The 12,736-nt window shown below is 70.0% G+C and carries 8 protein-coding genes; 5 read left to right on the forward strand and 3 right to left on the reverse strand.

Translation table 11 applies throughout. The features are described from left to right. Positions 1-18 precede the first annotated feature (18 nt). Entirely contained in the window at positions 19-1,428 is a 1,410-nt protein-coding gene (locus DS837_RS01485; protein WP_247889720.1) for a gamma-glutamyltransferase, read from the reverse strand. On the opposite strand from DS837_RS01485, the gene DS837_RS01490 reads away from it, so the two are divergent. From DS837_RS01490 to DS837_RS01500, 3 genes are all read left to right on the forward strand, one after another. Next, positions 1,397-2,749: a M48 family metalloprotease gene (locus tag DS837_RS01490; RefSeq protein ID WP_247889721.1), complete on the forward strand. Its 1,353-nt coding sequence runs from the start codon at positions 1,397-1,399 to the stop codon at positions 2,747-2,749. The genes DS837_RS01485 and DS837_RS01490 overlap by 32 nt on opposite strands. A 122-nt stretch (positions 2,750-2,871) precedes the next feature. Then, positions 2,872-3,627 carry a DsbA family protein gene (locus tag DS837_RS01495; protein ID WP_149163131.1) on the forward strand — a complete coding sequence of 252 codons (756 nt, stop codon included), beginning with the start codon at positions 2,872-2,874 and terminating at the stop codon, positions 3,625-3,627. Between the two features lie 20 nt (positions 3,628-3,647). Next, entirely contained in the window at positions 3,648-4,259 is a 612-nt protein-coding gene (locus tag DS837_RS01500; RefSeq protein ID WP_149163132.1) for an HAD family hydrolase, read from the forward strand. A 12-nt stretch (positions 4,260-4,271) separates the two neighbouring features. On the opposite strand, the gene greB is transcribed toward DS837_RS01500, so the two are convergent. Both greB and DS837_RS01510 read right to left on the reverse strand, forming a co-directional pair. After that, complete coding sequence (gene greB, locus DS837_RS01505; RefSeq protein WP_149163133.1) at positions 4,272-4,835, reverse strand: transcription elongation factor GreB; 564 nt, start codon at positions 4,833-4,835, stop codon at positions 4,272-4,274. Between the two features lie 82 nt (positions 4,836-4,917). Next, complete coding sequence (locus tag DS837_RS01510; RefSeq protein ID WP_149163134.1) at positions 4,918-8,049, reverse strand: Rne/Rng family ribonuclease; 3,132 nt, start codon at positions 8,047-8,049, stop codon at positions 4,918-4,920. Positions 8,050-8,623: 574 nt separating this feature from the next. Between DS837_RS01510 and DS837_RS01515 the strand changes: the two genes are divergently transcribed. Together DS837_RS01515 and DS837_RS01520 are read left to right on the forward strand one after the other, a co-directional pair. Then, positions 8,624-9,931 (forward strand): N-acetylmuramoyl-L-alanine amidase, encoded by a 1,308-nt coding sequence (locus DS837_RS01515; RefSeq protein ID WP_247889722.1) that lies wholly within the window; start codon positions 8,624-8,626, stop codon positions 9,929-9,931. A gap of 251 nt (positions 9,932-10,182) precedes the next feature. Beyond that, a complete protein-coding gene (locus DS837_RS01520; protein ID WP_149163136.1) occupies positions 10,183-12,693 on the forward strand; it encodes a penicillin-binding protein 1A in 2,511 nt (836 codons plus the stop codon). The last annotated feature ends 43 nt before the right edge of the window (positions 12,694-12,736 follow it).

A 12,736-nucleotide genomic window follows, 5' to 3' on the forward strand; every position in this document is an offset into this window, starting at 1 on the left:
ATTCCAGACTTTTGTGCGTCAACGCTCGGTTTCGACCAGGATGCCCAGGGCATGGGCGCGCGGGTCGGCGGCAAGCTGGCATTCCTTCCAGCCGCTCTCCATCGAGGTCTGGCAGGTGACGAAGGTGGCGCGGCCCGGCCCGCTTGCGGCGCGGCTGACGCGGATGGCGGCGCCGGCCTCCTTGTCGAGCGCGGCGGGCAGGGCGGCGGTCAGCAGGGCGGCGGGAGCGGCGGCGGGGCCGTCGTTGCCGGCGGCGCTGGCCGCCCCGGCGAACTGGGTGCGGCCGACAATGGCGTTGGTGAGCAGGGCGGGCGCGCCGAAGCCGGCGCCGTCCACCCCGCGGGCGGCCAGCAGGCCGGTGCCCGGCACCATGCGGCCGGTGCCGAAGGGCGCCCCCATGGTGAAGGAGCAGGCGACCCCGTTCTCCTCGTGGTCGATCACCACGAGTCCGGCGCCGGGCGCGGAAGCGCCGCTGCCGGTGGCGCCCAGCGCCTGGGCCACGCGGGCCGCGCGCTGGTCGGACGGCAGGTCGGCGGCGGCGTTCCAGGCGGCGGTCAGGGCGGCGCCGTTGTCGGTCTCGGGAAGCTGGGCGAAATGCATCGACACGATGCCCAGCGGAATGGCCGCGGTGCCGGTCCAGCGCGGCTGGAAGCCACGGACCGCGGCGGGGTCGATGGCGGCGGCCTGCGCCACCGCACCGCCCAGCGGCCCGCCGTACATCGCGGCGATGCCGCTGCGCCGCACCTGCGACAGGCTGGCGGCCAGTTCGGGTTGGCTCAGCGCCGCACCCTCGGCCAGCGGCGTGCCGGTCGGCAGGAAGACTCGGCGCGCCTCCGGGTCGGCGGACAGGCGGGACGCGGAGTCGGCGAGGTCGCGCGCCAGCGCCCGGCTGACCGGGGTGGAGCGGGCGAGCTGCTCGGCCAGGACCACGGTCTGCTCCCAGCGCATCGCCCCCGTTGCGGCCTGGAGCGCGTAGACGCCGCGCAGGAAGCCGGGCAGGGCCGCCTCACCGGTGCCGGCGGGTCGGGGCAGGAAGTCGAGCGTGCGGGTTTCCTTCTTCGCCGCGTCGAACACCACGCAGACGCCGCCGCCGGTCATCCCGACGCGCGACGGCAGGGTGACGGCCATCGCCATCGCCATGGCGGTGGCGGCGTCGCCGGCCTTGCCACCCTGGGCGATGATGTCGCGCCCGATCTCCGCCGCGCGCGGCTCGTCGGCCGCGACGAAGTTCTGGGACGGGGCGTTGGTGCGGTATTTCGTGTTGACGCAACCGCCCACCAGCGATGCGGCTATGGCAATCGCGCCCAACCCTTGCCAGATTCGGCGGGTGGAATGGGGCGCCCGGCCCGGCATCTTGACCGGCTGCCCGGTGTCCCGGTGTGCGGAGGAAGAAACGGTGCGCAAGCCCAGCAGGCTGGTTTCGGTCATCGCCATGGTTGCCGTGATGGTTCTGTCGTGGTCGCCGCCCGCGGGCGCGCAGCGGCGCCAGGAGATGCAGTTCCTGAGCGACGCCGAGACGGAACATATCATCCGCGACATGGCGCGGCCAATCTTCCAGGCCGCCGGCATCGATCCGGACGCGGTGAACATCGTCCTGGTCAACGACAACACCATGAACGCCTTCGTCGCCGGCGGGCAGAACATCTTCCTGCACACCGGCCTGCTGCTGGGGCTGGAGGACGCCGGGCAGCTCATCGGCGTGATCGCCCACGAAACCGGCCACATCGCCGGCGGCCATCTGGTCCGCGGGTCCGAGGCGATGGAGAACGCCTTCCTGTCCTCGCTGATCGGCATGGGCATCGGCATCGTCGGCGGCATCGCCGCGGGCAACGCCGGGGCCGGTGCGGCGGGCGTGATGCTGGGCCAGCATCTGGCGGAGCGCAACTTCCTGTCCTTCTCGCGCAGCCAGGAATCCTCGGCCGACCAAGCGGGCCTCTCCTATATGGAGCAGTCCGGCATCTCGGCGGAGGGGCTGGTCACCTTCCTGGAGAAGTTGGGCGCCGCCGACGACCCGCTGCTGGTGGACCGCGACGCCGGCTACCGCCGCACCCACCCGCTGACCCGCGAGCGCATCGAGACGGTGCGCAATTTCGTGGAGCGGTCGCGGGCCGGCAGGAAGCCGGTTCCGGCGCAATGGAACGAGGAGTTCCACCGCATCCAGGCCAAGCTCTACGCCTATCTCGACCCGAACGGGGCGCTGCGTCGCTACAAGGCGGACGACCCGTCCTTCGTGGCGCGCTACGGCCGGGCCTACGCCTATTTCCGGCGCGGCGAGGTCCGGCAGGCCCTGCCGCTGGTCGACGGGCTGATTGCCCAGGAGCCGAAGAACGCCTTCCTCTATGAAATGAAGGGCGACCTGATGCTGCAGAACGGGCGGGCGGTGGACGCCGCCGCCCCCTACCGCAAGGCGATCGAGCTGGAGCCGGATGCCGGCAGCATCCGCGTCTCGCTGGCCCATTCGCTGATGGAGCAGAACGACGCCCGGCTGGCCGACGAGGCGCTGCGCAACCTTCAGGTGGCGTCCAAGACGCAGGCGCAGTCGGCCTTCCTGTGGCGGCTGATGGCCCAGGCCTGGAGCATGAAGGGCAACGCCGGCATGGTCGCCTACGCCACCGCGGAGGAGGCCTTCGCCCGCGGCGACAAGCCGATGGCCCGCTTCCAGGCGGAGCGGGCGGAGAAGCTTCTGCCCGCCGGTTCTCCCGGCTGGCTGCGCGCCCAGGACATCCGCGGACTGGCGGGCGGCAAGTGAGCCTCCTCCGTTCGCGCGCCCTCCGTTTGCGCGGTGCACAGCCGTCTTGCCTGACCCCGCCGTCCGGGTCCACAGTATCGCCCCGACTAGCGCCGTTTTGGCTCCCCACGAGAGAGTTCGACATGACCCGCTTCCGCCCCGCCGCCCTGGCGCTCGCCGCCGCGCTGGCCCTTCCGACGGGGCTGCTGGCCCCCGCCCTCCAGGCCCAGAGCCCGATGGACGACGCGCAGCGCAAGGCCGTCGAGGAGGTCGTGCGCGACTACATCCTGAAGAACCCGGAAATCATCCTGGAGGCCGTGGACTCGCTCCAGAAGCGCCAGAAGCTGGCCGAGGAGCAGAAGGCCAAGGCGGCGCTGGCCGACAACAAGGCCGCGCTGTTCCAGAACCCCGCCGATCCGGTCGCCGGCAACCCCAAGGGCGACGTGACGGTGGTCGAGTTCTTCGACTACCAGTGCGGCTACTGCAAGGCCGTGCAGGCCGACACCGAGCGCCTGATCAAGGACGACGGCAAGCTGCGCTTCGTCTTCAAGGAGTTCCCGATCCTCAGCCCGGCCTCGCTGACCGCGGCCAAGGCCGCCCTGGCGTCGCGCGGGCAGGGCAAGTATCTGGAATTCCACAACGCCCTGATGGCCCACCGTGGCCAGCTTGACGACGACGTGATCCAGCGGCTGGCCAAGTCGGTCGGGCTGGACACCGACAAGCTGAAGAAGGACATGAACAGCCCCGAGGTGTTGAAGGTCATCGCCGCCAACCAGGCGCTGGCCGAGGAACTGGGCATCCGCGGCACCCCGGCCTTCGTCATCGGCGACGAGTTGGTCCCCGGCGCCATCAAGTTGGACCAGATGAAGGACCTTGTCGCCGCGGCCCGCAAGGGCTGAGGCTGGGACGGGAATTGACGATGACCAAGCCGAGCACCGTCGTCTTCGACATCGGCCAAGTGCTCATCGAATGGGACCCGCGGCACCTCTACCGCGAGCTGTTCGACGGGTACGAGGACCTGATGGAGGACTTCCTCGACACCGTCTGCACCCCCGCCTGGAACCTCGAGCAGGACCGCGGCCGTCCGTGGGACGAGGCGGTCGCCGTTCTGACCGCCGAGTTCCCCGACTGCCGCGAGCTGATCCGCGCCTATCACGACCGGTGGGAGGAGATGGTGCCCGGCCCCATGGCCGGGACCCCGGAGATCCTGATGGAGCTGAAGCAGCGCGCGACGCCGCTCTACTCCATCACCAACTTCTCGTCGGAGAAGCTGGCGCTGACCCGCAGGCGCTTCGATTTCCTGAACGTCTTCGACGGGATCATCGTGTCCGGCGACGAGGGTCTGGTGAAGCCGGACCCGGCGATCTTCCAACTCCTGCTTGATCGCTACGGCTTGTCGGCGGCGGACTGCTGCTTCATCGATGACAGCCCCGCCAACGTCGAGGCCGCCCGCGTCCTCGGCATGACGGCGCACCGTTTTTCCGGCGCCGCCAGCCTGCGCGCCGAACTGGAGGAACTGGGGCTGCTGTAGCCCCAGCCTTTCTTACGCCGCGTCGTCCGGATAGCGGATGGCGACGACTTCGATCTGCTCCAGTCCGGCAGGGGTGCGCAGGTCCACCACGTCGCCCTCCTGCGCCTTCAGCAGAGCGCGGGCGATGGGCGAAATCCAGCTCACATGGGCGCGGTCCATGTCCACCTCGTCGGCGCCGACGATGGTAACGGTGTTCTCCGTCCCGTCTTCCCGCGCGTAGGTGACGGTGGCCCCGAAGAACACGCGGTCGCGGTTCTTCTGGAGCGTGGGATCGACCACCTCCGCCGATTCCAGCCGCTTGGTCAGGAAGCGGATGCGCCGGTCGATCTCGCGCAGGCGCTTCTTGCCGTAGATGTAGTCGCCGTTTTCCGAGCGGTCGCCGTTGCCGGCGGCCCAGGACACCACCTCGACCACCTTCGGGCGCTCGACGCGCAGCAGCGAGCGTAGCTCCTCCTGCATGCGTTGGAAGCCTTCGGGCGTCATGTAGTTCTTCACGCCCTTGGGCAAGGGTTTGGGGTCGTCGGCATCTTCGTCGTCGCCGGCGGAGTCGTTCTCCCGGGTGAAGGCCTTGCTCATGGTCGGGACCCTTCGCGGTTTCCTGGAAAAGGAAAAGGCGCCGCGAGGCGCCTTTTCCAGTCTTTACGGCGATGAAACGCGCTTAGCGGTTCCACCAGCCCCGGCGCGGCTTGGCCTCCGGAGCGGGGTTCGCGCTGGCCGGCTCATTGGCCGGGGCCGGGGCCGCCGGCGCCTCGCTGACCGCCGGAGCGGGCGTCGCCTCGACGGGAGCGTCCGCCGCGGTCTTGCGCTTGCGCGCCGGGCGCTTCTTCGCCTCCTCGGCGACCGGAGCCGCAACCGGAGCCGGAGCGGGCGCCGCCTCGACGGGAGCGTCCGCCGCGGTCTTGCGCTTGCGCGCCGGGCGCTTCTTCGCCTCCTCGGCGACCGGGGCCGCAACCGGCGCCGGGGCAGGGGCGGCCTCGACGGGAGCGGTCTTCGCCTTGCGGCTGCGCGACGGCTTGGCCGGCGGCGGAGCGGTTTCCTCCGGAGCAGCGGCCTTCGGGGCGGCCTTGGCATCCTTGGCGGCACCCTTCGCAGCGCGCTTCGGCTTGGCGGGGGCCGCTTCCGGCTCCGCCGTCACCGCTTCGGCCGTTTCGGCGGCGGTCGCCTTGGCGCGGCCACGGCGCGGCTTGCGGGCCGGAGCCTCTTCCGCGGCAGGCTCCGCAGCCGGAATCTCCACGGCGGTGTCCACCGTGGCTTCCGGAGCGGTTTCGGCGGCCGCCGCGCTGGTCAGGACCCAGTCGAACTCGACCGGTTCCATGTCCGCCGGCAGTTCCGGCGGGTTGACGGCGCGGCCGGCCTCGACGGCGGTCGGGAAGGACTCGGTCTCCACCTCGCCCTCGACGCCGTCACCGGGCAGGCCCTCGCCGGCCTCCAGGCCCTCACGCTGGCGGGACCGCCGGCGACCACCGCGCTTGCCGCGGCGGCGCTTCTTGCGTTCGCCGTTGCCATCGCCGTCGCCGTTCGGCTCGAACGCATCGGCGCCGTCGTCCGCGTCGGACGCGGCCAGGTCGGCCTCCTCCTCTTCCTCGTCCTCGATGTGGGCGGGGCCGACATCGACATCGTTGATGACGAACTCCGGAGCCTCGATCTGCGCGCGCTCGATCGCTTCCTCGTCGACCGCCGTCTCGTCGGCATCGGCCTCGGCTTCGTCACCCTCGGCCGTCTCGTCGGACGCTTCGGCGGCCTCGCCGAACGGCGCCCGGCCATCCTCGCGGTCACGCCCGCGGCCACGGCGGCGGCGGCGGCGGCGGCGGCGGTCGCCTTCGCTCTCCCCGGCGGCGTCGGCACGCTCCGTCACCTCGGCCTCGACGGCCTCGACGACGGGCGCCTCTTCCTCGGCCTCCTCGGCCTCGGCGGCCAGGATGCGGTCGGTCTCGGCCAGGACGCGCTCGGCGCTGACCAGCGGTACGTCGTCCTCCGGCGTGCGGGCCCTCACGCGCTCAAGCCGCAGGTCCGGCGCGATCAGCGTGTCGTCGGCCTGGACCATGACACGGAACCGGTAGCGGTCCTCGATCTTGGTCAGCTCGCCACGCTTCTGGTTGAGGATGTAGAGCGCGATGCGGGTCGGCACGAAGACGGTGATCTCCGACGACCGCTTGCGGATGCCCTCCTCCTCGATGGCGCGCAGCACGTGCAGCGAGGCGGATTCCACCGAGCGGATGACGCCGGTGCCGGAGCAGTGCGGGCAGCGCTCGAAGTTGGTTTCCAGCAGCGACGGGCGCAGGCGCTGGCGCGAGAGCTCCAAGAGGCCGAAGGCGGAGATGCGGCCGAGCTGGATGCGCGCCCGGTCGTTCTTCATCGCCTCCTTCAGGCGGCGCTCCACCGCGGCGTTGTTGCGGGGCTCCTCCATGTCGATGAAATCGATCACGATGAGGCCCGCAAGGTCGCGCAGGCGGAGCTGGCGCGCCACCTCGTCGGCGGCTTCGAGGTTGGTCTTGTAGGCCGTTTCCTCGATGTTGCGCTCGCGCGTCGACTTGCCCGAGTTGACGTCGATGGAAACCAGCGCCTCGGTCGGGTTGATGACGATGTAGCCGCCGGAGCGGAGCTGCACGACCGGGCTGTGGATCGCGTCGATCTGCGTTTCCACCTGATAGCGGTGGAACAGCGGGATCGTGTCGTCCTGGTACTGCATGACGCGCTTGGTGTGGCTCGGCATCATCATGCGCATGAAGTCGCGCGCGGTGTTGAAGCCGGCGCTGCCCTCCACCCAGATCTCGTCGATGTCGTCGGTGTAGAGATCGCGGATCGAGCGCTTGATGAGGTTCGCCTCCTCATAGATGAGGCAGGGCGCGGAGGACTTCAGCGTCTGGACGCGGATGTCGTCCCACAGCCGCAGCAGATACTCGAGGTCGCGCTTGATTTCCTGCTTGGAGCGTTCCAGCCCCGCCGTGCGCAGGATGACCGCCATGCCTTCCGGGATGTCGAGATCGGACAGGATCTCCTTCAGGCGCTTGCGGTCGGCGGGGTTGGTGATCTTGCGGGAGATCCCGCCGCCGCGGCCCGTGTTGGGCATCAGCACGCAGTAGCGGCCCGGCAGCGACAGGTAGGTGGTCAGAGCCGCGCCCTTGTTGCCGCGCTCCTCCTTGGTCACCTGGACCAGCATGACCTGCCGGCGCTTGATGACTTCCTGGATCTTGTAGCTGCGCAGCGGGCGGGCGCGGCGGCGGTGGGCCTCCTCGACCTCGTCCCCGCCGATGACGTCCGGGCTCTCGGCCGGAGCGGCGCCTTCCGGAGCCTCCTCCGAGTCCGCGGCCTCGTCCGATCCGCCGTCCGAACCGCCGTCCGTAGCGAAGGCCGGGACGTCGCCTTCGAAACCGTCGCCCTCGGCCTCCGCGTAGGAGCCGGGCATGGGGGAGACTTCCTCCTCCACCTGCTCCGGACGGATCGGCTCGGCCATCACGGCGCCGTCGGCGGCGGCTTCGGCGCGGGCCTCGGCCTGCTCCTCCAGCCGGCGTTCCTCGGCCAGCAGGGCCTCACGGTCGGCGATCGGGATGCGGTAATAGTCGGGATGGATTTCCGAGAAGGCCAGGAAGCCGTGGCGGTTCCCGCCATATTCCACGAAGGCCGCCTGGAGCGACGGCTCGACCCGGGTCACCTTGGCAAGGTAGATGTTGCCCTTGAGTTGCTTCCGGGTGGCGATCTCGAAATCGAGGTCTTCGAGTCTGTTCCCATTGACCACGGCAACCCGGGTTTCCTCCGGGTGCGTGGCGTCCACCAGCATGCGCTTGGCCATACAAGATCCCCATGACGCCCCAGGCCGCCCGCGCGACGGTCAAGCCGCCGGGGCGCGTCATCGTTGTGAGCGAAGCCTGCGGAACCGGCCCCTAACCCGTCGAACGGCGCTGACGAAGCAGCCAGGACGGGTCGGGCTTCGGCCTCCGGGTTACGGCCTTGCGGCCGGCACCAGCTTCGAGGTTTCGTCCCAATCCACCGGCAACCCAGAAGCGTCACGCCCCGGACCGCGCCCGATGATGTAAATTTCGGCCGTGGGGGTCCGCGGGCGACGCCCACAGTCACCCCGGAGAGAAACCTCTCGGAAGAGTGGCTGGTGGGTCGCGGTATGTCGCAGAGCTACCATAGACAAGCACGAAACCATGCACAACGTGGAATTCGGCGAAAGTTGCGGTCCACCGCATCCGGTTCGGCGGCATTCCACCGTGGTGGGAGCGAAGCGGGGCAGTGTTGCACGAACGGCACCCTCGCCGACAATTCCGCCACGCCACTGGAAACCACCGTTGAGCGCCTTGATTCCGCTGCGCTATAGCTGACCGCTGGCTTTGGCCGGTTTGTGGTTTCTGGTGGAACGGATGCCCCGATTGCTCGCGATTGTCGCTGCGCTGGGCGCCCTTCTGGGGGCGGCCGTCCTGCCGTGCGCCCCGGCGCAGGCCCAGACCACCGCGGCGCTGCCTTTTCCGCCGCCGGTGCAGGAGCGGGCGTCCGTGCTGAACGCGCGGCTCGGCCTGCATCCCGACAAGACGCGGCTGGTTCTGGAACTCACCGACTCGGTTTCCTTCACCGTGTCGGTGCACGGCTCGCCCTACCGCGTCGTGGTCGATTTGCCGGACGTGAGCTGGCCGGGCGGCAACACGGTGATGGCGGGCAAGGGCGTGGTCGCCCGCTACCGCTTCGAAGGGCGCGACGGCGGCGCCTCCCGCCTCGTGGTGGAAACCGACGGGCCGGCGCGGGTGGTCGAGTCCTACCTCATCCCGCCGCGTGACGGCTTCAAACCGCGCTTCGTCCTGGATATCGCCCGCACCACCCCGGCGCAGTTCGCCGCCTCCCCCCCGGTCGCCGTGACCACCGGGACCGCGTCGGTGAGCCGCGAGGCGGCCCGCCCGCCGGCAAGGAAGGACCCCATCGTGCCGGTCGCCGCGGCCTTGCCGCCGCCGGTCCCGCCGCGGGCGGCGCCGGTTCCGGAGAAGCCGATGATCCTGGTGGATCCCGGCCATGGCGGCGTCGATCCCGGCGCGGTCGGGGTCGGCGGGGTCTATGAGAAGGACATCACGCTGGCGATGGCGCGGGAACTGAAGCGCCAGTTGGAAGGTTCGGGCCGCTACCGGGTGCGGCTGACCCGCGACAAGGACGTGTTCATCCGCCTGCGCGACCGCGTCGCCATCGCGCGGGAGGTCAACGCCGACCTGTTCCTGTCGCTGCACGCCGACAGCATCGGCTCCGCCAACATGCGCGGCCTGTCCATCTACACCCTGTCCGACCGGGCGTCCGACCGCGAGGCGGAGATGCTGGCCGCCAAGGAGAACCGGGCCGACGCGCTGGCCGGCATGGACCTGTCCTCCGAGAACGATCTGGTGGCCTCGATCCTCATCGACCTCGCCCAGCGCGACACGATGAACCACTCCAAGCGCTTCGCCAACATGGCGCTGGAGCATCTCGGCCGCGAGGTCAAGCTGATCCCCAACAAGCCGCACCGGCAGGCCGGCTTCGCCGTGCTGACCGCGCCGGACATGCCGTCCGCGCTGGTCGAGATGGGCTACCTGTCGAGCCCCCAGGACGTGAGCCTGCTGAGCAAGTCGGCCCACCGGGAAAAGCTGGGCCGCGGCATGGTCCGCACCATCGACGCCTATTTCAAGTGGCTGACCGGGGCGCAGAAGAGCTGAGGCTTGACGTGTTGAGCAGGATCGCTCGGCACCAGTCATGCGGGCGGAGGCTGGCGGGCATACGCATCGCCCGGTCACCACTTTCTTGCATGCGCCTTGTGGCCGTCACATTTTCCTGACATGGCTGCGAGGGAGTCGGACTGCCGCCCCTCGCGGTGTAGGATGCCGCCCATCGGATGGTTCCGCGTCTTCCCGGTCTCAGTCCCGGATGAAGGCGGCGGGACCGCCGCCATGCCTGTCTGGGAACCGTCATGCGCTTTATTCTGTCCGCCCTGATGGCCGTCGTGATCCTCGCCCTGGCCGGGGCGGGGGGGCTGGTCTACATGCTGGACCATTATGATCACGAACTGCCGGACTACACCAAGCTCGCCAACTACGAACCGCCGGTGACCACCCGCGTCCATGCGGGCGACGGACGTCTGCTGGCGGAGTTCGCGTCGGAAAAGCGCGTGTTCGTCCCCATCGACGCCATGCCGAAGCGCGTGACCAACGCCTTCCTGTCCGCCGAGGACAAGAACTTCTACGACCACAAGGGCATCGACCCGGTCGGCATCGCCCGCGCCATCCTGACCAACGTGGAGAATCTCGGCCGCGACCGCCGGCCGATGGGCGCCTCGACGATCACGCAGCAGGTCGCCAAGAACATGCTGCTGACCAACGAGGTGTCCTTCTCGCGCAAGATCAAGGAGGCGATCCTGGCGGTCCGCATCGAGCGGGCCTTCAGCAAGGACCGCATTCTCGAGCTGTACCTGAACGAGATCTTCCTGGGATACCGTTCCTACGGCGTGGCGGCGGCGGCGCTGAACTACTTCAACAAGGCGCTGGACGAGCTGGACATCGAGGAGGCGGCCTATCTGGCGGCCCTGCCCAAGGCGCCCAGCAATTACCACCCGGAGCGCCAGCGCGACGCCGCCGTGGCGCGGCGCAACTGGGTGATCGGGCGCATGGCCGAGGACGGGCACATCACCCCGGAAGAGGCCAAAATCGCCCAGTCCAAGCCCCTGGTCGTGCGCAAGCGCGACGAGCAGGAGTATGTGACGTCGGAGTATTTCGCCGAGGAGGTCCGGCGCGAGCTGGTGAAGCTCTACGGCGAGCAGGCGCTCTATGAGGGCGGCCTGTCGGTCCGCGCCTCCATGGACCCGGTGCTCCAGCAGGCGGCGACCCGGGCGTTGCGCAGCGGGCTGGTCCAGTACGACCGCCGCCATGGCTACCGCGGTCCGGTCGGCAAGATGGAGAATTTCGACAACTGGGCGAAGAAGCTCGCCTCCATGGCGCCGCCTCCGGGGTCCGAGGGCTGGCATCTGGCGGTCGTGCTGAAGGACGACGAGGCGGCGGCGCTCGACATCGGCCTGCCGGACGGCTCGCGCGGCCGGGTGCCGCTGGCCGAGCTGCGCTGGGCGCGGGCGCAGCGCGACGACAACCGGCTCGGCCCGGAAATCCGCCGCCCCTCCGACGTCGCCAAGCTGGGCGACCTGATCCTGGTCGAGGCCGCCGGCAAGGACGAGAAGGGCAAGGAGCCGCCGGCGGGCACCTACGCGCTGCGGCAGGTTCCGGCGGTGCAGGGCGGTCTGGTCGCGCTCGACCCGCACACCGGCCGCGTGCTCGCCATGGTCGGCGGCTTCTCCCCGCAGATGAGTTCCTTCAACCGCGCCACCCAGGCGATGCGGCAGCCGGGCTCCTCCTTCAAGCCCTTCGTCTATCTTACGGCGCTGAACCAGGGCTTCACCCCGTCCTCGCTGGTCATGGATGCCCCGTTCGAATACGACCCCGGCCACGGCCAGCCGATCTGGCGGCCGGAGAACTACAGCCACGAGTTCTACGGCCCGACGCCGCTGCGCGCCGGCATCGAGAAGTCGCGGAACGTCATGACCGTCCGTCTGGCCCAGGCCGTCGGCATGGACAAGGTGAAGGCGCTGGCGGAGAATTTCGGCATCACCGACAACCTGCAGCCCTATCTGCCGATGTCGCTCGGTGCGGGCGAGACGACGGTGCTGCGCCTTGCCACCGCCTACGCCATGCTGGCCAACGGCGGCAAGCGGGTCAGCCCGACCTTCATCGACCGGGTGCAGGACCGCAACGGCAAGACCGTCTTCCGCCACGACACGCGCCCCTGCGCCTCCTGCAACCAGGTGGCCTGGAACGACGGGCTGGCCGTTCCCGCCGTCGCCGACACGCGGGAGCCGGTGAACGACCCGCGCACCGTCTACCAAATGGTCTCCATGCTGGAGGGCGTGGTGCAGCGCGGCACGGCGACGAAGCTGCTGTCGCTGGGCAAGCCGCTGGCCGGCAAGACCGGCACGACCAACGACAGCCACGACGCGTGGTTCATGGGCTTTTCGCCCGACATCGTGGTCGGCACCTACATCGGCTTCGACCAGCCGCGCTCGCTGGGCGCCAAGGAGACCGGCGGTTCGGCGGCGGTGCCGGTGTTCAAGGACGTCATGGAGGTGGCGCTGAAGGACCAGCCGGCCACGCCCTTCCGCGTGCCGCGCGGCCTGCGCCTCGTCCGCGTCAACCCGGAGAACGGGCGCCTCGCCCAGCCGGGCGAGCGCAAGGCGATCTGGGAGGCCTTCATCCCCGGCACGGAACCGAACCCCGACCAGCCGCAAATGGTGCTGGACGGCTCGGCCCACGCGGCGGACGGCGGCTGGACCGGTGGGGTGCCCGGCGGCGATCCGGCGGCCCAGCAGCAGCCGGGCGGCTGGGGCGCTCCGGCGGCCCCGCCCTCGGCGGCGACGGTGGGGACCGGCGGCCTCTACTGACCGCGTTCCCTCGGCAAGAAAAAAGCCCCGCTTCCCGGTTCGG

It is taken from the genome of Azospirillum brasilense (assembly GCF_008365405.1).
Taxonomy (GTDB): domain Bacteria; phylum Pseudomonadota; class Alphaproteobacteria; order Azospirillales; family Azospirillaceae; genus Azospirillum; species Azospirillum brasilense_D.

Bases quoted from the DNA above. Each gene is read 5' to 3' on its own strand.
- DS837_RS01485 (WP_247889720.1), bottom strand. From the start codon at position 1,428: ATGACCGAAACCAGCCTGCTGGGCTTGCGCACCGTTTCTTCCTCCGCA.
- DS837_RS01495 (WP_149163131.1), top strand. From the start codon at position 2,872: ATGACCCGCTTCCGCCCCGCCGCCCTGGCGCTCGCCGCCGCGCTGGCC.
- DS837_RS01500 (WP_149163132.1), top strand. From the start codon at position 3,648: ATGACCAAGCCGAGCACCGTCGTCTTCGACATCGGCCAAGTGCTCATC.
- greB (WP_149163133.1), bottom strand. From the start codon at position 4,835: ATGAGCAAGGCCTTCACCCGGGAGAACGACTCCGCCGGCGACGACGAA.
- DS837_RS01510 (WP_149163134.1), bottom strand. From the start codon at position 8,049: ATGGCCAAGCGCATGCTGGTGGACGCCACGCACCCGGAGGAAACCCGG.
- DS837_RS01515 (WP_247889722.1), top strand. From the start codon at position 8,624: ATGCCCCGATTGCTCGCGATTGTCGCTGCGCTGGGCGCCCTTCTGGGG.
- DS837_RS01520 (WP_149163136.1), top strand. From the start codon at position 10,183: ATGCGCTTTATTCTGTCCGCCCTGATGGCCGTCGTGATCCTCGCCCTG.